Origin of the sequence: Streptomyces sp. NPDC001315 (assembly GCF_042896175.1) — a bacterium.
Classification (GTDB): Bacteria; Actinomycetota; Actinomycetes; order Streptomycetales; family Streptomycetaceae; genus Streptomyces.
Genome location: NZ_JBIAWZ010000002.1, coordinates 656,001 through 676,915 on the forward strand (window position 1 = coordinate 656,001; position 20,915 = coordinate 676,915).

The 20,915-nt window shown below is 69.9% G+C and carries 18 protein-coding genes and 1 pseudogene; 8 read left to right on the top strand and 11 right to left on the bottom strand.

Annotated features, from left to right (window positions below; all coding sequences use genetic code 11):
- The first annotated feature begins 262 nt into the window (after window positions 1–262).
- The 5 genes from ACFY16_RS10165 (at window position 263) to ACFY16_RS10185 (ending at window position 5,009) form a co-directional block, all read left to right on the top strand.
- On the top strand, window positions 263–613 hold the full coding sequence (locus ACFY16_RS10165; protein ID WP_390646634.1) for a DUF6247 family protein: 351 nt from the start codon (window positions 263–265) through the stop codon (window positions 611–613).
- On the top strand, window positions 610–882 hold the full coding sequence (locus ACFY16_RS10170) for a hypothetical protein (RefSeq protein ID WP_390646635.1): 273 nt from the start codon (window positions 610–612) through the stop codon (window positions 880–882). The genes ACFY16_RS10165 and ACFY16_RS10170 overlap by 4 nt, the downstream gene beginning before the upstream one ends.
- Before the next feature lie 141 nt (window positions 883–1,023).
- Window positions 1,024–1,617, top strand: a complete 594-nt coding sequence (locus ACFY16_RS10175) for a DUF4291 domain-containing protein (protein ID WP_390646636.1) — start codon at window positions 1,024–1,026, stop codon at window positions 1,615–1,617.
- 959 nt (window positions 1,618–2,576) lie between these two features.
- On the top strand, window positions 2,577–3,908 hold the full coding sequence (locus tag ACFY16_RS10180; protein ID WP_390646637.1) for an alpha/beta hydrolase: 1,332 nt from the start codon (window positions 2,577–2,579) through the stop codon (window positions 3,906–3,908).
- A 378-nt stretch (window positions 3,909–4,286) separates the two neighbouring features.
- Window positions 4,287–5,009, top strand: a complete 723-nt coding sequence (locus ACFY16_RS10185) for a hypothetical protein (protein ID WP_390646638.1) — start codon at window positions 4,287–4,289, stop codon at window positions 5,007–5,009.
- A 214-nt stretch (window positions 5,010–5,223) separates the two neighbouring features.
- On the opposite strand, the gene ACFY16_RS10190 is transcribed toward ACFY16_RS10185, so the two are convergent.
- Together ACFY16_RS10190 and ACFY16_RS10195 are read right to left on the bottom strand one after the other, a co-directional pair.
- Window positions 5,224–5,607, bottom strand: coding sequence for a VOC family protein (locus ACFY16_RS10190; RefSeq protein WP_390646639.1), 384 nt, complete (start codon window positions 5,605–5,607; stop codon window positions 5,224–5,226).
- A gap of 109 nt (window positions 5,608–5,716) precedes the next feature.
- A complete protein-coding gene (locus ACFY16_RS10195) occupies window positions 5,717–6,757 on the bottom strand; it encodes an NAD(P)-dependent alcohol dehydrogenase (protein WP_390646640.1) in 1,041 nt (346 codons plus the stop codon).
- A gap of 178 nt (window positions 6,758–6,935) precedes the next feature.
- Between ACFY16_RS10195 and ACFY16_RS10200 the strand changes: the two genes are divergently transcribed.
- Window positions 6,936–7,844: a helix-turn-helix domain-containing protein gene (locus ACFY16_RS10200; protein ID WP_390646641.1), complete on the top strand. Its 909-nt coding sequence runs from the start codon at window positions 6,936–6,938 to the stop codon at window positions 7,842–7,844.
- A 45-nt stretch (window positions 7,845–7,889) separates the two neighbouring features.
- Here the strand turns inward: ACFY16_RS10200 and ACFY16_RS10205 are convergent.
- The 6 genes and pseudogenes from ACFY16_RS10205 to ACFY16_RS10230 form a co-directional block, all read right to left on the bottom strand.
- A pseudogene (locus tag ACFY16_RS10205) lies at window positions 7,890–7,970 on the bottom strand (antibiotic biosynthesis monooxygenase); the annotation flags it as partial.
- Window positions 7,971–8,047: 77 nt separating this feature from the next.
- Window positions 8,048–11,284, bottom strand: a complete 3,237-nt coding sequence (locus ACFY16_RS10210) for a S8 family serine peptidase (RefSeq protein ID WP_390646642.1) — start codon at window positions 11,282–11,284, stop codon at window positions 8,048–8,050.
- Between the two features lie 264 nt (window positions 11,285–11,548).
- On the bottom strand, window positions 11,549–12,232 hold the full coding sequence (locus ACFY16_RS10215) for an ABC transporter ATP-binding protein (protein WP_390646643.1): 684 nt from the start codon (window positions 12,230–12,232) through the stop codon (window positions 11,549–11,551).
- Window positions 12,233–12,320: 88 nt separating this feature from the next.
- A complete protein-coding gene (locus ACFY16_RS10220; RefSeq protein WP_390646644.1) occupies window positions 12,321–13,784 on the bottom strand; it encodes an ABC transporter permease in 1,464 nt (487 codons plus the stop codon).
- A 175-nt stretch (window positions 13,785–13,959) separates the two neighbouring features.
- A complete protein-coding gene (locus ACFY16_RS10225; RefSeq protein ID WP_390646645.1) occupies window positions 13,960–15,201 on the bottom strand; it encodes an Ig-like domain-containing protein in 1,242 nt (413 codons plus the stop codon).
- A gap of 233 nt (window positions 15,202–15,434) precedes the next feature.
- Window positions 15,435–15,788, bottom strand: coding sequence for a hypothetical protein (locus tag ACFY16_RS10230; protein WP_390646646.1), 354 nt, complete (start codon window positions 15,786–15,788; stop codon window positions 15,435–15,437).
- A 109-nt stretch (window positions 15,789–15,897) separates the two neighbouring features.
- Here ACFY16_RS10230 and ACFY16_RS10235 point away from each other — a divergent pair, with 109 nt between their 5' ends.
- Window positions 15,898–16,212 carry an LAETG motif-containing sortase-dependent surface protein gene (locus tag ACFY16_RS10235; RefSeq protein ID WP_390646647.1) on the top strand — a complete coding sequence of 105 codons (315 nt, stop codon included), beginning with the start codon at window positions 15,898–15,900 and terminating at the stop codon, window positions 16,210–16,212.
- A 41-nt stretch (window positions 16,213–16,253) separates the two neighbouring features.
- A complete protein-coding gene (locus ACFY16_RS10240) occupies window positions 16,254–17,039 on the top strand; it encodes a hypothetical protein (protein ID WP_390646648.1) in 786 nt (261 codons plus the stop codon).
- Between the two features lie 42 nt (window positions 17,040–17,081).
- On the opposite strand, the gene hutH is transcribed toward ACFY16_RS10240, so the two are convergent.
- From hutH to ACFY16_RS10255, 3 genes are all read right to left on the bottom strand, one after another.
- Window positions 17,082–18,620 carry a histidine ammonia-lyase gene (hutH, locus tag ACFY16_RS10245; RefSeq protein WP_390646709.1) on the bottom strand — a complete coding sequence of 513 codons (1,539 nt, stop codon included), beginning with the start codon at window positions 18,618–18,620 and terminating at the stop codon, window positions 17,082–17,084.
- Between the two features lie 92 nt (window positions 18,621–18,712).
- Window positions 18,713–19,855, bottom strand: coding sequence for a diguanylate cyclase domain-containing protein (locus ACFY16_RS10250; RefSeq protein ID WP_390646649.1), 1,143 nt, complete (start codon window positions 19,853–19,855; stop codon window positions 18,713–18,715).
- A 218-nt stretch (window positions 19,856–20,073) separates the two neighbouring features.
- A complete protein-coding gene (locus ACFY16_RS10255) occupies window positions 20,074–20,874 on the bottom strand; it encodes an enoyl-CoA hydratase/isomerase family protein (protein ID WP_390646650.1) in 801 nt (266 codons plus the stop codon).
- Between the last annotated feature and the right edge of the window lie 41 nt (window positions 20,875–20,915).

Below are 20,915 nucleotides of genomic sequence, written 5' to 3' on the forward strand. Positions count from 1 at the left end.
AGATTCCCCACGGTCCTGCGACAGTGCCGCTGGTTGTGGTGACGATGGCAGCCGAGCAGAACATCGCCATCGTGGCGGTCGACCCCGCCTACAGGCTCGTTCCCTGTCGGCGACGCCCTGACCGGCCTGTCGAGGCACTGTCCTCAGGCCGGTCCGGGCGGTTTGCTGTATCGCTTCTCCCTCACTCGTTCGAGCGGTGGGAAAGCACCTCATGCCGGATACCCTGGCTGCCGGGATCAGAATCACGCCCATGGGAGCAGCCATGACCTCCGCCGCTGGGCAACCGCGTATCCCCCAGCCCCCTGCCACGGTCGCCGCGCTGCGGCAGGCCATCAGTCAGATCGCGCCTGCCGCGCTGCCGGCTTTCACCAGGGAGTTGGACCAGGCGGCCGACCAGTCGCGGCAAGGTTGCGATCTGGCGCCGCTCCAGCGATTCATCGCCCAGTGGGCGGTTTATGTCCACATTCAGCGTCAGCCCGACCTGGCGGTGGACCTCCGGCGCTGGGAGGACACCGCACAGTCGGGCGACGCCGCCGAGGCACGGCTGGCTGCCGCAGAGATCGGGCGAATCCTGGACGAAGCCCACGCAGCCATCGGCCTGCCGGCTCGGTGAGCGCGGACTGGCGCTGGGAGTACGACCCCGACCGCGACCACGTGGCAGGCGGAATTCCCGTTCACGTGGTGGCGGAGGTGGAACGCCTGGTCGGCCAGCTCGTCGACCTCGCCGGTACGGGCATCGACGTCAGTGACCTGGGCAACGGGCCCCGGCCAGGCGGCCTACGCCGCATGGACGCCGCTGGTGGCTGGTTTTACTTCCTGGTGGCACCACGTGCCCCGCTGATCATCATCGTCCGCATCGTGCCCCCGTTCGATGCGCTGTAGCCGATAGCGGGGCGAGCGCAACTGTCTGACGAGGACGGCCCTGGCACCGGCTACCCAGGGGTGCCACGGCCGCGCTCCGCCCCAGTGAAGGCACCGGAAAATCAGTGGCCGCCCGAATCGGCCCACTCCACGCTGTACACCATGGAAGAACCGCGGCTCAGGATCCGTGCGGCCCACTCGGAATCCACGATCACCGTCTACCAGGCGTACTCCCCGGAAATCGGCCTGCCCGCCGCCGGCGACGGCCGTTTCCCCGCCTCGTGGAAGCGGGACAGGATGACATGGATCAAGCCGTCATTCCTGTGGATGATGTACCGCTGCGGCTGGGGCGCGAAGCCGGGGCAGGAGACCGTCCTCGCTGTCGAGATCAGCCGTGACGGCTTCGAGTGGGCGCTGCGCCACGCCTGTCTCTCGAGCTACGCCCGAGGGATCCACCCCGACCGCGCCACCTGGCAGCGTCAGTTGAAGCGCGCGCCCACCCGTGTGCAGTGGGACCCGGAGCGGGACCTGCACCTGCAGCCCCTGCCTTACCGGTCCCTGCAACTCGGCCTCTCCGGTGAGGCCGCACGACGCTACGCGGACGAGTGGACGGTCGCCATCCGCGACGTGACCTCACTCGCCCACGAGATCCAAGCCCTCGTCAGCAGTGGGGACCTGGACCTCGCCGCCCGACTGCTGCCCCAGGAACGCCCCTATCCCGTTGGAGACGACCTTCTTGCCCACCTACGCGGATGACGGGCTGCTCCATCCGACAGCCGGCTCCGGCCCATGGGTCACATGGCAGCACAGGTTCGCCGGGACGGGCGTCTCGTGCCCGATCGGTGTGGCCAAGGCCGACGGCTGAACCGACGTGGCGCAAGCCCAGAAGACCGCGGGGCTCTCTGCCGCCCTCGGCGCCGACGACCCGCACGCCCGGGTGCAGTCAGGGGCCATGGAGAACCTGCCGCAACCGGCCTGGTACCGGGCCCTGCGCGATCTGTGGCAAGACATCCAGGCATGGGACGGCGCTTCGATCGGCTTCCTTCGTGACAGCACCGACGCGGAGGAAGCCGCAGCCGACAAACCGCGCGGTGCGGATCGACCGCCATCACCGAGGCCGTCGATGGTCACTCCACCAGGGTGCCGGGCCGCGGTTCATCCACCGCAGTTCGACCTCACCTCCCCTGATCGGACCCGTGCCGCGACCGCTCGGGGCGGTCACGCATTCGGCCTACTCGAGGCACCCGTCGAGCACGGTGTGTGATGAACTGATCGCACAGTGCGCGGGGGGGGGTGGCGCAGCCGCTGCGCGAGAGGGCCCGGCTCACGGCTCGGCGGTCGGGGTGTGCCCGACACCGTCTGGGCGTCGGGTGACCTCGGGCCCGTCGTGAAGTCTCATCCGGCAGGCCCCCGGATCGCATGGCCGTACGAGGAGGCGTGGCGATGGTCCCTGCCCGAGACGCTGACCGAACCCGCGGCATTGGTCGAATAGCCAGACGGAGGCTGCGCGACAGAGTGGCGATGCTGGGTGTCTGCGGGCTGCTGCTGAGCGCTCCGTATGTCGGCTCGCCCGCCGCACCCCCGTCCTGACACGGCCGGCCGGGGCGGACGGCACCGCCACCGACGCGGCCGTCCCGCCGGAACTGCTGCGCTACTACCAGCAAGAGGTTCATTGGGTGCCCTGCCCCGGCACCCCTTCGTTCCAGTGCGGCACCATGAAGGTGCCCTTGGACTACGCCCGTCCGGACGCGGGCGACCTTCTCCTGAAGGCCGTCCGGAAGAAGGCCACCGGGATCGGCGCGCGGATCGGCTCGCTGCTGGTCAACCCCGGCGGCCCCGGCGGATCCGCGATCGACAGCCTGGTGGCCACCGCCGACAACTTCCCCCCGTCCGTGCGCGCCTCCTACGACCTGGTCGCGGTGGACCCCCGCGGCGTGCGGTACAGCACCCCCGTGGACTGCCAGATCGACACGCCCACGACACCCATGGGGTCCGGCCGACGCCTCTCCGCCGGCCAAGCGGAGACGGAGGCCACCGTCCAGGCCTATGACGCGTACTTCAGGCAGGTCGCCGACGCGTGCGCACAGCATGCCGGGCGGCTGCTGCCCCATGTCGGCACCCTGGACACGGCTCGGGACATGGACGTGGTTCGTGCGCTCCTGGGCGATGACCGGCTGCACTACGTCGGCTACTCCTACGGCACCTACCTGGGCGCGACCTACGCCGGACTCTTCCCGGGCCGGGTAGGCCGGATGGTGCTGGACGGCGCCGTCGACCCCGCTCTCGACGGGTACCGGCAGTTCCTGGAGACCGCGGCCGGCTACGAGGTGGCCTGGAAGTCCTTCGCCGCCGACTGCGACGCCCGCCTCGACTGCCCGCTGGGCCGCTCCGTCGAGGAGATCAGCCGCAGACTGGACACGCTGCGGCGCACCCTGGACCGTACCCCCTTGCGGCAGGGCAAGGACATCACCGTCACCGGGGACGACCTCCTCACCGCGGTCACGACGGCGCTGAGTGCCGGGACTGCCGCATGGAAGGAGTTGCGCGCCGCGCTCCAGGGAGTGCTGGCCGGTGACACCACCGCGCTGCAGCGCCTCCTCGGAGCCGGCGAGGAGACCTCCGCCAGTGTCGGCGAGGCGTTCTACGCGGTCGGGTGTCTGAGCGCCCCGTTCGCCCCGCGGTTCACCCCCACGCAGGTCCAGGCGGCGCAGCCCCAGTTCCTGCGGGCCTCGCCCGAGTTCGGCGAGTCGATGGTGAAAGGTCTGATGCAGTGCGCCCACTGGCCGGTCCGGCCGACGCAGCCCGCGCACCCCATCAGCGCGCCAGGTGCCGCTCCGATCCTGGTCGTCGGCACCACTCGCGACCCTGACACTCCCTACCCCTGGGCCCAGGCGCTCGCCCGCCAGCTCTCCTCCGGCCGCCTGCTCACCTACGACGGCGACGGACACGCCGCCTACCTCGTCCACGGCAGCACCTGCATCGACACCACCGTCGACCGCTACCTGACGCAGGGCCGGCTCCCAGCCGTCGGCAAGGTCTGCACCTGACAGAACCGCACCCGCCCGACCGCCGGCATGCCGTCCCGGCATCAGGTGATCGGCCGCACAGCAGGCGGGCTGCCGGAAGTGTCGGCGGCCCGCCTCTCCCGCGGGCGTCGAGTCCACCGCGACGGCGCCTGGTCCGGCCACGACGTACTGAGCGGACGGACGCACTCCGCCGCAGGCCCTGGCCTCGACCGCACCCTGTCGGCGGAGGGAGAGTGGAGCCTTGGGTGGTAATGGATCCGTATGGATACACAACCACCGGCCGGGCCTCCGCCCGGCGCGCTTCCCCCACCCCCACCCATGCCCCCGCCCCCGCCCTTTCCCCCTCTCGCTCCCTCCGGAAGCGAGCCGGAGCGGCCCTCCGAGCCGCTGCGGAAGGCGATGCTTCTGATCATCGCCGGGGCGGGCGTGGTGGGGCTCGTCGGTACGGTCGTCGCGCTGGTGGTGGGCGGTGGTGGCGGCGACGGGACGGTGCGTTCGTCGCCGCCTGACGTGAACTCCGCCTCCGCCTCCGCCTTCGCGGAGGCTCGAGCGATGGCCGGACGTCTGCCTCTGAGCCCCGAGGACTGGGGCTCCGGATTCACCAAGGACAGCACGCTGTACGAGCTCACCCCCGTGAATGAGACCGCAGTGGGGAGCAACTGTCGTTTGACGGGGAAGGTCGGTCGGCCCGGCACGCTTGCCGCCCTGCGGCGCTCCGTGACGAACACGGATGCCGGTGTCATCGGGAATTCGGAGGCGCGTGTGTACATGGACGCGGCCACCGCCCAGCGGTATGTGGACGACGTCGCGGACAACATCCACCGCTGCCCGTCCCAGACCGAGGGAAAGCTGCGCTGGAGCGGTGTGCGAGAGGCCACGCCTCCTCGGCTGACCGGCTTCGACGTGCTTGTGTCGGAGGAAGGACGGCAGGTCGCGGATACGCACGGCATCAAGACGGACTTTCCCTATGTCGTCCTGACAGGTCGCCTGCGCAACACCGTGCTGAGTGTGTACGTCAATGGTCAGAAGGGCTCGGAACAACAGATCCGCACATACGCCCGGGGCGGTCTCGCGCTGATGGGGTCCCGGTTGCGCAAGTCCTCCCGTACGGCGAGTTCCTGACCGGTCGGCGCCCCGGCCCTGCTCCCGGTTCTGTTCTCGGTGACCCGGTGGCCGCCGAGGAACACGCCCGGGTCACGGAACTCGGCCGCGCGCACACCGTACGGCCGTCAGCGGCGGGTGACGGCGTCCCGGTGCGGTCGACGGCGGGGGTGACTGTTTCCGACCGCCCGTCACCCCCGGAGCCTCCCGCAGCCCCGTACCCCCGCATCCCCGTTCACCCCCCGCTGCCGTAGGGCCTCGTGAGGATCTCCAGACGGTGGCCGTTCGGGTCGTCGAAGTACGCGCCCCTGCCGCCGTCGTTGTGGTTGATCTCGCCGGGGCGGCTGTGGAACGGGTCCGCCCAGTACGTCAGGCCGTCCTCCCGGACGCGGGTGAAGATCGTGTCGAAGTCGTCCTCCGACACCAGGAAGGCGTAGTGCTGCGGCGCGATGTACCCCTCCATGTCCATGTAGTCGAGGGTCACGCCGTTGGGTATTCCGACCGGGACGAAGGGGCCGTACTGCGGGCTCACTTCGAGGCCGAGGATGCGGGCGATGAATCGGGCCGAGGCCTCTTTGTCGTGGGCGGCGACGATGGTGTGGTTCAACTGCACGGTCATCGTGTGAACCTCCTCATTCCCCAACATACTCCGGCACCCACTAAGGCAAGGCTTGCCTTAGTGGGTGCCGGAGTTCGTGGCGGGCCGTATCCCGGTGAGGTGAACCGGCTCAGATCGTCGCGGTGTCGATCACGAACCGGTACCGCACATCGCTGGCGAGGACCCGCTCGTACGCCTCGTTGATCTCGTCGGCGCGGATCAGCTCGATCTCGGCGCCGAAGCCGTGCTCGGCGCAGAAGTCCAGCATCTCCTGGGTCTCGCGGATGCCGCCGATGCTGGAGCCGGCCAGCGTCTTGCGGCCGGCGATCACCGAGAAGAGGTTCAGGGAGATCGGCTCCTCGGGGGCGCCCACGTTCACCAGCGCCCCGTCGGACTTCAGCAGGGACAGGAACGCGCCGAAGTCCAGCGGCGCCGACACCGTCGAGACGATCAGGTCGAAGGTGCCGCGCAGCTCCTCGAAGGTCTTCGGGTCGCTGGTGGCGTAGTAGTGGTCGGCGCCCAGCTTCAGACCGTCGTCCTTCTTGCGCAGGGACTGCGACAGCACGGTCACCTCGGCGCCCAGCGCGTGCGCGATCTTGACGCCCATGTGGCCGAGGCCGCCCATGCCGAGGATGGCGACCTTCTTGCCGGGGCCGGCGTTCCAGTGCTTGAGCGGGGAGTACAGGGTGACGCCCGCGCACAGCAGCGGCGCGGCCTCGTCGAGCTTGAGGCCGTCGGGGATGCGGACGACGAAGTTCTCGTCGACGACGATCTTCTCGGAGTAGCCGCCGTAGGTGGGCTGCCCGTCCTTGCCGACGCCGTTGTACGTCATCACGTTGCCGCCGGTGCAGTACTGCTCCAGGCCGGCCTTGCAGTTGTCGCACTCGCGGCAGGAGTCGACCATGCAGCCGACACCCACGCGGTCGCCGACGGCGAACTTGGTGACGCCGGGACCGACCTCGGAGACGACGCCCGCGATCTCGTGGCCGGGGACCATCGGGAAGATGGCCTCGCCCCAGCCCTCGCGGGCCTGGTGGATGTCCGAGTGGCAGATGCCGGCGAACTTGATGTCGATCAGGACGTCGAACTCGCGGACCGCGCGGCGCTCGATCGTGGTGCGCTCCAGCGGCGCCTTGGCGGCGGGAGCGGCGTAAGCAGCAACGGTGGTCATGCGGGGGCTCCTAGCTGATGGTTCCGTGCCGGCTGCTTCCGGCCGGGCACGATGTCCAGCGTGCCCGAGGCGCGGACATCCACCCAGACCACGCTTCTGCCTACGACCGGTGTTCCTACCACTGGCGGGGTCAGGCTCGGGAACGTAGGACCACGGTCCGGCCGTGAATACTGGACGTATGGACGTACAGCCCGAGCCCGTGCAGCAGCCCGCCGAGGCCGGCGGTGCCCTGGACCGGCGGGCCGAGCTCAGCGAGTTCCTGCGCACGCGGCGGGCCCGGCTGAAGCCCGAGGACGTGGGACTGCCCGACTTCGGGCGGCACCGCAGGGTGCCCGGGCTGCGGCGCGAGGAGCTGGCGCAGCTCGCCGGGGTGTCCGTGGCGTACTACACGCGCCTGGAGCAGGGCAACGGGCGGAATGTGTCGGCGGAGGTGCTGGACTCGATCGCGCGGGCGCTGCGGCTGACCGACGCCGAGCACGCGCACCTCACGCATCTGGCGAAGCCGAAGCAGCACAAGAAGAAGCCGACGGCGCGGACACAGCAGGTGCGGGGCGCGCTGCGGCAGCTGCTGGACGGCATGGAAGGCATCCCGGCCTACATCACGGGCCGGCGCACGGACATCCTCGCGTGGAACCGGATGGCGGCAGCCGTGTTCGGCGACTGGTCGGAGCTGCCCGCGCAGGAACGGAACTGGGCACGACTGGTGTTCCTCAGGCCCGACTACCGCGAGCTGTTCGTGGACTGGGACCAGAAGGCGACCGACATCGTGAGCTATCTGCGCATGGACGCCGGCTGCCACCCGGACGATCCGCGGCTGTCGGCGCTGGTCGGCGAACTCTCCGTGAAGAGCGGGGACTTCAGGCGGCTGTGGGCCACGCACGACGTCAAGGAGAAGAGCCACGGCACCAAGCACCTCCGCCACCCGCTCGTCGGCAACCTCACCCTCTCCTTCGAGTCGTTCAACCTGATCGACGACATCGAACAGAACCTGATCACCTACCACGCGGAACCGGGCTCACCGTCGGCGGAGGCCCTGCGCCTGCTGGCCAGCTGGGGCGCGGACGCGACCCGCGTACCGCAGGCCTGACCCGGCGGGGAAGCGCTCACCGCGCTCACCCCTGATACGGCGCCGCCCCCAGTTCCACTTCGGCACCGGCTGCTCCGCCGGCGGCTTGGCGTCGGGGCCCGAGAAGTACGGCGCCGGCCTCGTGCCCCCATTCCGTCATGGCCTCACGGAAACACGGACGGCCCGCCGGAAGCAGCTGTTCCGGCGGGTCGTCCGCCGACGGCTCACTTGCCGTAGTACGCGTTGTAGATCGTCACCGTCGAGGTGTTCCCCTTCTTGTCGACGACCTTGGCGCGCAGGGCGATGCCCTTGCCCGCCGCCGGGTTCTTCACCGTGATCGTGCCGTTCTTGACCTGGACCTTCTTCCAGGTCTTGCCGTCGTACGCCACCCAGACCGTCAGCGACTTGAGGTTGCCGCCCCTGGCCGCGCCCTCGACGGTGACCGGGTAGGTGACCGCCTTGCCCGCTGTCACCCTGCTGTCCAGGCCCGTCTTCGCGTCGAAGCGGACCGTGGAGGCCGGGAGGGTGACCGGCAGGTCGGAGGTGGTCTTCTTGGAGCGGAAGGTCCAGCTCGCGTCGATCCGGCTGGAGGCGTCGGCGACCTTGGGGCTGCGCCTGACCGAGGTGGTCAGCCGGTACGCGGCATCGCCGGACGGGACCGTGAACGCCTCCTCGCCGAACAGCGGGTCCTTGTTGGAGCCGACCTTGGTTCCGTTGCGGTACAGGGTCGTGGTCGCCGAGGTGAAGTCCGACGAACCGGCGTGCTTGCTCGAGTCGGCGAACAGCGGCAGGTAGCCGTAGATGCTGTTGCCGTCGCGGAAGAGGCCGTAGTCCGGGTTCAGGTGCGGGCCGAAGACCGCCGTGTCGAAGGTCTTCGTGTACTTCCGGCCCGCCTTGAACGTCTGCGGGTCGCCGAGGGTGTAGTAGGCGTCCGCGACCGGGAAGCCGTCGGCGTCCTTGCCGGCGTACTGCTCGAAGTCGAACGACCACTGGATGTTGTCCGACGTCGACAGGTACAGGGTGCGGGTGCCCGGCAGCTGCTGCTCGACGGGGGAGTTGAGGACGAGGTCATTGGGCAAGAAGCCCCAGGTGGTGAGGCCGCCGGTCTTGCCGGGTGCGGACGCGCCGAGGTTGTTCCTCACCGTGGCGAGCTCGGCCGTCGTGAAGTGGCGGACCTTGGCGCCCTGGATCCTGGTGACCTCGGCGCTGGTGGCCACGTCGTACTCGGCGCCGGCCCCCTTGGTCCACTGGCCGCTCCAGGTCTGGACGAGACCGCCGGAGACGGCCGGCCCCAGGTGTGCCATGCGCAGGTCGGCGAAGGAGGTCAGGCTCACGCCGATGCCGACGCCCGCGGGGTCGTACACGTAGTCGATCGCCGCGGCCACCGGTGTGGCTCCCGCGTCCGGGACCGTGATGTCGGCCGGTGCGGCGGTACGGGCGTCGATCGTCACCGTGGTGTTCCTGGTGACGCTCAGCTTCGGCTGGACCAGCCAGTCGAGGCCGCCCTCCAGCTTCACGAAGTCCTTGGCGATCCAGGCGTCCAGCAGGTAGGTGCCCTTGGGCAGGCGCAGGGTCGTCGTACCGGAGTCGACGACCGGGACCTGGTAGCCGCGGTCCTTGCCGAGGCCCGAGTAGCCCAGCAGGACCGTGTTGTAGCTGTTGGTCGGCCGGCCGTCCTCGCCGATGTGCTTGACGGTGACGTTGTACGACTGCACCTCACGCTGCACGGCCGCGGCCGTACGGACGGTCTGGGCGCCGCCCGTCGCGGTCACGTACGCGGAGTACGCGCCGTCGACGGTGCCGCCGAGCTTGGTGTTGACGGTGACGTCGACGGACGCCTTGCCGCCGGCCGAGACCTTGACCGTCGTGGCGCCGAGCTTGAAGAAGCCGGCCGGAGCCGCCCGGCCCTTGGGGTCGGTGGCGGTGGCCGAGAGCTTCAGGGTGATGTCGGTCGTGCCGAGGTTGCGGTAGGTCAGTTGCTCGGTGACGGGCTTGTCGTCGGTGTGCGGCCACTGCTGCACACCGAAGCTCACCGACACCGGGTCGGCGATGATGGTCTGCTTGATGGCCTTGTCGACCTGGATACGGCCCGAACCCTGCTGGAACGGCGTGTACTTGCCGCCCTTCGCGGAGCCGGTCAGCGCGCCCTTCAGCTCGGCGTAGCCCCAGTCCGGGTGCTCCTGCTTCAGGATCGCCGCCGCGCCCGCGACATGCGGCGTCGCCATCGACGTACCGGAGATGGTCAGGTAGCCCGGGGGCTTCTCCCCGACCTCCTGGTCGATGGCGCTGCCCTTGGCCGCGGCGGCCGTGATGTCCACGCCGGGCGCGGTCACGTCCGGCTTGACGGCGCCGTCACCGGCCCGCGGGCCGGTGCTGGACCAGGGAGCGAGTACGTCCTTGTCGTCGACCGCGCCGACGGTGATCGCCGCGTCCGCGCTGCCCGGCGAACCGACCGACTCCGGCCCCTCGTTGCCCGCGGCGATCGCGAACAGGATGCCCTTCTCGGCGGAGAGCTTGTCGACCTCCGCCTCCAAGGGGTCGAGCTCGGGCGTGTCCTGGCCGCCGAGGCTGAGGTTGACGATGTCGGCGCCCTGTTCGGCCGCCCACTCCATGCCGGCGAGGATGCCGGAGTCGTCGCCGGAGCCGGTGTCGTCCAGGACCTTGCCGCTGAGGATCTTGGCGCCGGGTGCGACGCCCTTGTACTTGCCGCCCGACTTGGCGCCGGTGCCCGCGGCGATGGACGCGACGTGCGTGCCGTGGCCGACCTTGTCGGTGGCGTCGGGGGCCGTGGAGAAGTTCTTGGCCTCGATCACCTGGTCCTTGAGGTCCGGGTGGGTCGTGTCGACCCCGGTGTCGAGTACGGCGATCTTGACGCCCTTGCCGTTGTAGCCGGCCGCCCACGCCTTGGGGGCGCCGATCTGCGGCACGGACTTGTCGAGGCTGGCCTCGCGGACGCCGTCGAGCCAGACGTGCGCGACGCCGGAGGCGGCCTTGTCGCCGTTGGTGACGGCGTCCCACAGTTCGGGCGTGTCCGCCTGCGGGGTCTGTACCGCGTCCGCGTTCAGGGACTTGAGGCTCCGGCGGAGCTTGCCCGCGTCGCGGACGTCGGCCCTGGCTGCCTTGGCGGCGCCGGTGTAGCCGACGATGACCTTCAGGCCGTACTGCTGGGACCTGCGGGTCGCGGACTTGTTCAGCTCGGTGATGTCGAACAGCCGCTGGTCCAGCTTGCCGGTGGCGACCAGACGGACCGCGTCGGCCGGGATGACGAGCGTGTGCCCGTCGGCCTTGCGGATCTGTACGGGTATGTTCTGGCGGCCCTTCGCCCGCTCCAGGCCGACGACCCGGCCCTGGGTGTCGACGGCGACCCGGTCGCCGGTGATGAGGGTGATGTGGTGCCTGGCCGAAAGCTGGGCTGCGGTGCTCGCGCGCTGCTCGGGTTTCGCCGACGCCGGGCTGGTCATACCCGCGGCGAGAGCAACTGCCGTCGCCGTGGCGACGGTTGCCGCGCACACTCTTTTCACTTGCCTGCGCAAGGCTCCCCCTGGTGCTGGAGTGCCGGGTGATTTCCCCTCTCCCCCGGCCAGGGGGCAATCCGGTACGCATACGCGCACACCCCCCGGAATACGCAGTATGCCGGGGGGTGATCAGACACCTCAATAGACAGGTACCTCACAGATTCGGCCTGTTATGAGGCACGGTCTCCTGTGCGAATTCGGCGTCCTCCGCTACGAGTTGGCGTTCTCCTTGATCGTGATCCTGCCCTTGCGGATGGTCGCCAGGCGCGGCGCCTTCTTCGCGATCGCGGAGTCGTGGGTGACCATGATGAAGGTCAGCCCGTGCTCCTTCCACATGCGCTCGAGCACCTCCATGATCTCGTCGCGCATGCTCTCGTCGAGGTTGCCGGTGGGCTCGTCGGCGAGCAGCACCTTCGGCTGCTTCACCAGCGCGCGGGCGATGGCGACGCGCTGCTGCTGACCGCCGGACATCTCGCTGGGCAGGTGCCCGAGCCGCTCACCGAGTCCGACCGACTTCAGCGCCTCGGCGGCCCGTTCACGCCGGTCCTTCACCTTCACACCGAGCGGCACGAGGGCGGTCTCGACGTTCTCCTGCGCGGTCAGCGTCGGGATGAGGTTGAACGACTGGAAGACGAAGCCGATGTTCTCGCTGCGCACCTTGGTGAGCTTGGCCTCGGACAGCTTGGCCAGATCGGTGCCGTCGAGGACGACCTCGCCGGAGGTGGGCCGGTCGAGTCCGCCGAGCATCTGCAGCAGCGTGGACTTGCCGCCGCCGGTGGGGCCCTGGATGACGAGCCGGTCGCCGTCCGCGATGGTCAGGTCGATGCCGTCGAGCGCGTGGACGGTGTCCTTGCCCCGCGTGTAGCGCTTGGTGACGCTCCTGAGTTCGTACATGGGTGCAACTCCTGGGTGAAGGATGGGGATGGGGGCCCGCCTCGCAGAGAGCGGGCCCCAGGGCCGCGGGAACCGTGCGGGGCGCCGGCTACTCGACGCGGCGCAGGGCGTCCGCCGGGCGCAGGCGGGAGGCGCGCCAGCCGCCGAAGGCGCCGGCCACCAGGCCGCCGGTGACGGCCAGGCCGACCGCGAGGACGACGGTGGTGAGGCTGACGGGCGCGGTGAGCGCGACGTCGAGGGTCTTGGACGCGGCCTGCCGGCCGGGGCCGCCGAAGCCGGGGCCGCCGGGGCCGCCGGCGTTGCCGCCGCCTCCGCCGCCCGTCTGGGCCTCGAGGGTCGGGCTGATCGCGGTGACGACATACGCGCCCGCCAGGCCGAGCGCGATACCGAGGGCACCGCCGAGCAGGCCGTTGACCATGGCCTCGCCGATGACCTGCCGGGTCACCCGGCCGGACTTCCAGCCCAGCGCCTTGAGCGTGCCGAACTCGCGCACGCGGCGGGAGACGGCCGAGGAGGTCAGCAGACCGGCGACCAGGAACGCGGCCACGAGCACCGCGATGGACAGCCACTTGCCGACGTTGGTGGCGAGGCTGGAGGCGGTGGACAGGGAACCGGAGACGGTGTCCGCGAGGTCCGCGGAGGTCGTGACGGTCGTACCCGAGACGTTCTTCTGGATCGTCGACTTGACGCTGTCGATCTTCTGCGAGTCGGTCGCCTTGACGTAGATCGTGGTGACCTTGTTCTTCGAGTCGCTGAGGGCCTGAGCCTGCGTCAGCGGGATGTAGACGTTGGCCGCGGAGTCACCGCTGTCGGCCGTGGCGACGCCGATCACCTTGAACTTGACGCTCTTGATGGTGACGGTGGAGCCGACCTTGAGCTTCTTCTCCTTGGCGTACGCCGAGTCGAGGACGGCGACCTCGGCGTCGGTCTCCGAGGTCTTGAACGTACGGCCGCTGCTGATCTTGGAGGAGGTCAGCGGGCCGAGCGCCGGCTTGGTGACGTCGGTGCCGTAGACGGAGTAGTTGTTGACGTCGAAGTTGGCTCCGCCGCCCTGGACCTCGCCCTGCGGCTGGCCGTTGCCGCCACCGCCGGGGCCGCCGCCCTGCTGGTTGCCGCCGTTGCCGTTCTGCTGGAACTGACCGCGGGTGAACTGGCCGCTGACCTTGATGACCTGGAGGCTCAGCCCGCCGACCGCGTCCGAGACGCCGCTCTGCTTGCCGACCTTGGTGACGGTCGAGGTGGCCAGGGTCTGGAAGCCCTGGACCATGACGCGGTCGGTGCTCTGCTCCTTGTCGGAGTCGTTGTCCTGCGCGTCGAACTGGAAGCGCGGGCGCTCCGAGGTGCTGGTGGTGGGCGAGGCGGCCTTGGTGACCGTCATGTCGGTGCCCAGTCCGTAGAGCGACTGGAGGACCTTGTCCTGGGCCTTCCCCATGCCGGAGGACACGGAGTTGACCACGATGACCAGCGCGATGCCCAGCGCGAGGCCGGAGGCGACGACGAGGGCCGCTTTTCTGCGGCGGCGCAGTTCGCGCCTCAGGTAGGTGAAGAACATGGCCGCAAGCTAGGTACGGCGCGTGATGACTGGATAAGGCCGAAATAAGAGAACGATGAGAAGGCTGTGCCCAGACCCCAAAACTCCTTTGCCCGGCCCCAGAAGAGCTGTGAAAACACCGATGCCGCCCCGTGGGGCGGCATCGGAGAGCTGTGAGCGGGCGGTGCCGGACGCGTCAGGCGGCCGAACCCGCCTTCCACTGCGCCCAGTCCATGTTCCAGCCGTTGAGGCCGTTGTCCGGGGAGACGGTCTTGTCGCCGGTGTTCTGGACGACCACGACGTCACCGATGATCGAGCTGTTGTAGAACCAGGCCGCCGGGGTGCTCGCGTCCTTGGCACCCTTGGTGTCGGACAGGCCCACGCAGCCGTGGCTGGTGTTCACGCTGCCGAAGATGGACTTCGCGCCCCAGTAGTTGCCGTGCACGAAGGTGCCGGAGTTGGTCAGGCGCATGGCGTGCGGTACGTCCTTGATGTCGTACTCGCCCTTGCCGTCGTCGTCGGTGAAGCCGACCGTCGCGCCGTTCATCCGGGTCTCCGTGAACTTCTCGGAGATCACCATCCGGCCCTCGTACGTCTTGTTCTCGGGCGAGCCGGCCGAGATCGGGATGGTCTTGACCGTGGTGCCGTCCCGCGTGACCTTCATCTGCTTGGTCTTCGCGTCGACGTAGGTGACCTGGTTGCGGCCGATGTGGAAGGTGACCGTCTTCTGCTGCACGCCGTAGACACCGGAGGCGCCCTCGACACCGTCGAGCGCGAGCTTCAGCGTGACGGTGGAGTTCTCCTTCCAGTAGTCCTGGGGGCGGAAGTCGATGCGGTTGGCGTTGAACCAGTGGCCGACGACCTCCTGACCGCTGCTGGAGGTGACCGTGATGCCCTTCTGGACGGCGGCCTTGTTCTCGATCGCCTTGTTGAAGTTGATCGACACCGGCATGCCCACGCCGACGGTGGAACCGTTCTCCGGCGTGAAGTTCCCTATGAAGCTGTTGGCCGGGGAGACCGTGGTGAACGAGGCGTTCTCGTGGGCCTCGCGGCCGTCGGAGTCCTTCGCGCTGGCCGCCACCTTGTAGGTGGTGGAGCGCTCCAGCTGGGCGCTGGGCTTCCAGCTCGTCTTGTCGGCGGAGAGCTGGCCGGCGACGGCGGTGCCGTCGGCGGTCGTCATCGACACCTCCGTGAGCGTGCCCTTGCTCACGGTGACGGCGGCCGAGTTGTTGATGGAGGCGTTGGACGAGCCGTCCTTGGGTGTGATCGTGATCTGCGCCACGGACGTCTTCTGGGCGGCCGCCTCGTCGACCTTGGCCTGCGAGGTGTCGTTGCCTCCGGACGCGTCCGCGTCGGCGCCGGAACACGCCGTGAGCACGAGCACACCGCCGAGCAGTGCGGACGCGGTCATCAGCCTGCGCCGCTTACTGTCCGTCATCACACGCTTCTCCATCGTTGCTGAATTTCCCGAATCCCCGAGACCCCGTTACGAGCATCCAACGCTACGACCGGTTCGTCCCATTTCACATACTTCTCATGTGTGGGGCGCACCACGTCCGCCAGGCGGTCGCCCGCCGGGGCCCGTGATGCGGGTGTCGGTCAGTGCGCCCCTTGAGACGACGAAACCCCGGGCGGCGGTTGCCGCCCGGGGTCACGAATTCCCCAAGCCGCTCAGCCGGTTCCGGACACGCGGTCGTCATCGTCGTCCTCGACCACATCATCCTCGTCGAGATCCCAGTCAGGCGAATCAGGGTCGTAATCGATCTGCTCGCTCGACCAGGAGGCCTGCTGGAGCTCCACTCCGGGCACCCCGCTGACCAGGTCGAACGGATCCACGAGATACGCGAGCGCCTCCGCGGTGTCTTCCGTCACAGCGCTCTCGGCGTGCGCCCGTTCGTCGGCCGGCAGCTCGGCGTCGCCCGCGATCCGCCGCAGTGCCTCCGCCGTCACGGCGTTCGCGTCGTCCACTTCCACAACGACTTCCACGCGAAGCCGTACAAAACGTGATGTCTCTTCAGTGCTCATGCCCGGAGCGTACGACTCCGTCCTCCCGTAACTTTCCCGCGACCCGCGACTTTCATTAGCATCGCCCTACACGGCCAATTCGCCAGCGTCACAAGGGGATCGATATTCCGTGTCATCCGTTCGCCGTCCGTTGCTGACCGCCACCGCCGCGGGGACCCTCCTGGGCGCCCTGTGGTTCGTCCCGTCCGCGAACGCGTCCCAGGACGGCCCGGCGAGAACGCAGCCCTCGGTGACCGCGTCGGCCGAGGCCACCACGCAGGCGCGGGCCGCGTCGGCGGCCACGACCGAGTTGGGGGAAGAGACCCGACTCGCCGACACCGGAAGCTTCGACACCACCCCTTACGTGGTGGGCGGCAGCCTCTTCCTCGCCGTCGGAGCGGGTTTTGTGGTGTATTCGGTACGCCGCGAACGCCTGGGTTTTTAACCGACTTGACGCTTCTTTGACTCAACCTTCATAGTCCGCTCATGAAGAGATCATCGGGGGCGCGTATCGGCGCCACGGCTGCCGTGAGCGTGTTGTCGCTCGCCCTCATCACGGGCTGTTCCGACGAGGGGTCCGACAGCTCCAAGGGGTCGGATTCCGCCTCCTCGTCGCCCACCGCCCCGGCCGCGAAGGCACTCACCACGGCCGAGTTGAAGAAGCTGCTCATCGCCCAGGGCGACGTCAAGGGATACAAGGTCGAGGCGGTCGACGAGTCGTACCCGACCTCCAAGAGCGAGGTGAAGGTCGACAAGACCGAGTGCCGGCCGCTCGCCTACACCATGGCCGGCCTCGCGCCGGGCGACACCGACGCCAACGCGAGCATCACCGCCGGCGAGGACAAGTCGCCCGACGCCTCCAAGGCCCTGGAGGACATGACCGAGGACGCCTTGGCCGACGCCTTCGACGTCAGCATGACCCTCGTGGGCCTCTCCTCCTACGACGGTGACGGCGCCGAGAAGACCTTCAAGTCCGTTTCCGACGCGGTCGCGAGCTGCGCCGGCGGGTTCACCATCTCGGCGCAGGGCGAGGACCAGAAGCTCAACAAGATCGCTTCGGAGAAGGCTTCCGGCGCCGGCGACGAGTCGGTGGCGTTCGCCGCGTCCGGCGAGATGGAGGAGGCCGGAACGGGCGACGTGCACATGGAGGTGGTGCGGCACGGCAACACCATCGCCACGTACTACACGTTCAACCTCGGCAAGCTGACGTCCGGCGGGGCGTACACCGTCCCGTCCGTCGTGGTCGACGCGCAGGCGGCCAAGCTCAAGTGACCGTCGGGGCCCCGCCGTACGACGGCGGGGCCCCGAACCGTCCTACCGCAAGGGCCCGGTGACCGTCTCCACGGCCTCCACCAGCCGGCCCGCGCGCACGAACGCGTCCGCGGCGGCGAGGTCGGGCGCGAGGAACCGGTCCGGACCGGGACCCTGCACACCCGCCGCCCGTACGGCGTCGATGGCCGCCTGCGAGGCCGGCGCCGGGACGAGGCCCTCACGCAGCTCGATGGCGCGGGTGGCCGCGTACAGCTCCACGGCGAGCACGCGCGCGAGGTTGTCCACGGCCGTGCGCAGCTTGCGGGCCGCCGACCAGCCCATGGAGACGTGGTCCTCCTGCATGGCGGAGGACGGGATCGAGTCCGCCGAGGCCGGCACCGCGAGCCGCTTCAGCTCGCTCACCAGCGCGGCCTGCGTGTACTGGGCGATCATGAGCCCGGAGTCGACGCCGGCGTCGTCCGCCAGGAACGGCGGCAGACCGTGGCTGCGGTTCTTGTCCAGCAGCCGGTCGGTGCGGCGCTCGGCGATGGAGGCCAGGTCGGCGGCGGCGATGGCGAGGAAGTCGAGGACGTAGGCCACCGGGGCGCCGTGGAAGTTGCCGTTGGACTCGACCCGGCCGTCGGGCAGGACCACCGGGTTGTCCACGGCCGACGCCAGCTCGCGCTCGGCGACCAGGCGGGCGTGCGCCATGGTGTCCCGGCCGGCGCCCGCGACCTGCGGGGCACAGCGCACCGAGTAGGCGTCCTGGACGCGCGGGGCGTCGTCCTGGTGGTGCCCGGTCAGGCCCGAACCCTTCAGCACGGCCAGCATGTTGGCGGCGGCGGCGCCCTGGCCCGGGTGCGGGCGGATGGCGTGCAGCTCGGGGGCGAGGACCTTGTCGGTGCCGAGGAGTGCTTCCATCGACAGTGCCGCGGTGACGTCGGCCGACTTGTAGAGGGTGTCGAGGTCGGCGAGGGCCATGATCAACATGCCGAGCATGCCGTCGGTGCCGTTGAGGAGGGCGAGGCCCTCCTTCTCGCGCAGTTCGACGGGCGCGATGCCGTGCTCGGCGAGAAGCTCGCCGGCGGAACGGACGACCCCGTCCCGCCCCTCGGCGTCGCCCTCGCCCATGAGCGTGAGGGCGCAGTGGGACAGCGGCGCCAGGTCGCCGGAGCAGCCGAGGGAGCCGTACTCGTGCACGACCGGGGTGATGCCGGCGTTCAGCACGTCCGCCATGGTCTGCGCGACCTCGGGACGCACACCGGTGTGCCCGGAGCAGACGGTCTTCAGCCGCAGGAACATCAGGGCCCGTACGACCTCCCGCTCCACCCGGGGTCCCAGACCCGCGGCGTGCGAGCGGACGATGTTGCGCTGGAGCTGGGCGCGCAGCTCCGGGCTGATGTGCCGGGTCGCCAGGGCGCCGAAGCCGGTGGAGACGCCGTAGACGGGCTCGGGCTTGGCCGCCAGCGCGTCCACGATCTCGCGGGCCGCGGCGAGGGCCGCCACCGCCTCGCCGGAGAGCTCGATCCGGGCGCCGTCGCGCGCCACGGCGAGAACGTCGGACGCGGTGACCCCGGACGTCCCCACCACCACAGTGTGCATATCCATATTCAGGAGCGTACGCACTGAATTCCAGGATGTCACCAGTGGACGGCCGGTTCACCCCTTACCGATTCGGTCACATGCCCGGGGCGTCAACGGCGCCCACGGAAGCGGCGGCGCTCCGGCGTCGTCTCCCGCGAGGGCTCGTCCGCCAGTCGTACGACGGGGTCGTCGGGGCCCTCTCGTCCGGCGACCACCGGCTTGGCCGCCCGTACGGCCTTGGCCTGGTACTGGGCCGCGTCGGCCAGCCGGAACAGCCGGCGGGCCGAGCGGACGGGTCCGATGTCGTCCTCGGTGGACGCGACCCCGCAGGCGACGCCCTCACCGAGCTCCAGCTCGGCCGCACGACGGCAGAGCTCGCCGGCGACCTTCACCACGTCGTCGGCGGACGGCCCGACGGCGAGGAGACAGAACTCGTCCCCGCCGAGCCGGGCGGCGAGGGTGCCGGGCAGCATCGCCCCGCACAGCGACAGGACGGACCCGAACCGTTCGAGGAGCCGATCACCCACGGCGTGCCCGAGGGTGTCGTTGACGCGCTTGAGGCCGTTGACGTCGCAGACGACGAGGCTGACCGCGGCACCGTCCCGCCGGTGCCGTTCGATCGCCTCGTCGAGGTGTACGTCGACGGCACGGCGGTTGGCGAGCCCGGTGAGCGCGTCGGTGAACGCGAGCCTGCGGGCCTCCTCCAGTTGCTCGGTCTGGGCGATCCCGGCGGCGACGACGGAGGCCAGGACGGAGGCGAAGTCGGCGTCACCGCGGTCGAAGACGGGATCGTCGACGGAACGGGCGACATAGAGCTCACCCCAGGCACGCCCGTGCAGCACGAGGGGCGCGACGACACAACACCCGCGCCCGCGCCGCCGCAAGGCGGCGACGCGCTGATGGCAATAACCGAAACCACCGAAGGCCGCGCCGAAGGCGGTCTCGACCCAGGCATCGGGCTCACCGCCCGCGGCCCAGCGCTCGTGCAGGAACTCGGTGATCTCCGGGAACTGGTGCACCGGATAGGCCTCCCCCTCGGGGAACTCCTCCTCGTCCGGCGCCCGGTCCCCCACGTTCACGAGAACCCGCAGCCGGCCGAGCTCCCGCTCCCACGTCGACAGCGCGGCAAAGCTCCCCGACAGCGCCCGGCACGCCCCGAGGGCCGCCGCCCGCCATGACTCCCGCGGGTTGCGGGCCGCAGCCATGCCCTGCGCCAACGCCACTACGGCCGCGAGCCGCCTGTCCTCACCCATCACTCCAGGTTAGGGACGTTTGGTGGCAATCGGGACATTGATACGGCGAACAGGTGGTCGGTCGAGGACAGGTGGGCCACCGAAACACGGAGTCCGAAACGCGGACGGCCGAAACACGGAAAAAACGAGTTCCCGCCAAGACCCGGACCCGGACCCGGACCCGCATGGATGATCAGCCGTCCCGCCCCCGTCCCGCTCCTCCGCCCCACTCCTCCGGCTCACTCCCCCGGCCACTCCGGCTTCCGCTTCTCGTTGAACGCCGCCACGCCCTCCGCCCGGTCCCCCGAGAACGCCACCGACCGCCACGCCGCGTCCTCGACCTCCAGCCCCGCCCGCAGATCCAGCCCGTGCCCGAGCCGCAGCGCCCGCTTCGCCGCCCGCAGCCCCACCGGCGAGTTGGCCGCGATCCGGGACGCCAGGGCCAGCGCCTCCTGCCGGTCCCGCCCCTCCTCCACCAGCACGTCCACCAGGCCCAGCTCCCGCGCCTCGGCGGCCTCGACCCGCCGCGCCGTGAAGATCAGCTCGGCCGCCCGTGCGGCCCCGATCCGGCGCGGCAGCAACTGCGTACCTCCACCGCCCGGAATCACGCCCACGGACACCTCCGGCAGCCCCACCACCGCCGTACGGTCGGCCACGATCACATCGCAGGACAGCGCGAGCTCGAAGCCCCCGCCGAGCGCGAACCCGTGCACCGAGGCAACCGTCGGCACCGGCAGTTCCAGCACCCCGGTGTACGCACCCCGCGCCACCGGCCGCTGCCGCACCAGCTCGGCGTCACTGAAGGAGTTGCGCTCCTTCAGGTCGGCGCCGACGCAGAACGCCCGCTCGTGCGTCGAGGTCAGCACGACCACCCGTACGTCCCGGTCGGCGCCCAGCGCGGCGCACGCCCCGGCGATCGACCGGGCCATCTCGGTCGAGACGGCGTTCATGGCCTTGGGCCGGTCGAGGGCGAGCTCGGCGACGTACCCGTCACCATGCCGCTTCACCAGCACGAACTCCCCGAACCGCTCCTCGCTCATGACACCCTCCGGTTAACGCGGGTTAACAGTCGACATCGCCC

Bases quoted from the DNA above. Each gene is read 5' to 3' on its own strand.
- ACFY16_RS10255 (WP_390646650.1), bottom strand. From the start codon at position 20,874: ATGAGCGAGGAGCGGTTCGGGGAGTTCGTGCTGGTGAAGCGGCATGGT.
- ACFY16_RS10230 (WP_390646646.1), bottom strand. From the start codon at position 15,788: ATGAGCACTGAAGAGACATCACGTTTTGTACGGCTTCGCGTGGAAGTC.
- hutH (WP_390646709.1), bottom strand. From the start codon at position 18,620: ATGCACACTGTGGTGGTGGGGACGTCCGGGGTCACCGCGTCCGACGTT.
- ACFY16_RS10215 (WP_390646643.1), bottom strand. From the start codon at position 12,232: ATGTACGAACTCAGGAGCGTCACCAAGCGCTACACGCGGGGCAAGGAC.
- ACFY16_RS10250 (WP_390646649.1), bottom strand. From the start codon at position 19,855: ATGGGTGAGGACAGGCGGCTCGCGGCCGTAGTGGCGTTGGCGCAGGGC.
- ACFY16_RS10175 (WP_390646636.1), top strand. From the start codon at position 1,024: ATGGAAGAACCGCGGCTCAGGATCCGTGCGGCCCACTCGGAATCCACG.
- ACFY16_RS10200 (WP_390646641.1), top strand. From the start codon at position 6,936: ATGGACGTACAGCCCGAGCCCGTGCAGCAGCCCGCCGAGGCCGGCGGT.
- ACFY16_RS10165 (WP_390646634.1), top strand. From the start codon at position 263: ATGACCTCCGCCGCTGGGCAACCGCGTATCCCCCAGCCCCCTGCCACG.
- ACFY16_RS10240 (WP_390646648.1), top strand. From the start codon at position 16,254: ATGAAGAGATCATCGGGGGCGCGTATCGGCGCCACGGCTGCCGTGAGC.
- ACFY16_RS10180 (WP_390646637.1), top strand. From the start codon at position 2,577: ATGAAGGTGCCCTTGGACTACGCCCGTCCGGACGCGGGCGACCTTCTC.
- ACFY16_RS10195 (WP_390646640.1), bottom strand. From the start codon at position 6,757: ATGACCACCGTTGCTGCTTACGCCGCTCCCGCCGCCAAGGCGCCGCTG.
- ACFY16_RS10210 (WP_390646642.1), bottom strand. From the start codon at position 11,284: ATGACCAGCCCGGCGTCGGCGAAACCCGAGCAGCGCGCGAGCACCGCA.
- ACFY16_RS10220 (WP_390646644.1), bottom strand. From the start codon at position 13,784: ATGTTCTTCACCTACCTGAGGCGCGAACTGCGCCGCCGCAGAAAAGCG.
- ACFY16_RS10190 (WP_390646639.1), bottom strand. From the start codon at position 5,607: ATGACCGTGCAGTTGAACCACACCATCGTCGCCGCCCACGACAAAGAG.
- ACFY16_RS10225 (WP_390646645.1), bottom strand. From the start codon at position 15,201: ATGACGGACAGTAAGCGGCGCAGGCTGATGACCGCGTCCGCACTGCTC.
- ACFY16_RS10185 (WP_390646638.1), top strand. From the start codon at position 4,287: ATGCTTCTGATCATCGCCGGGGCGGGCGTGGTGGGGCTCGTCGGTACG.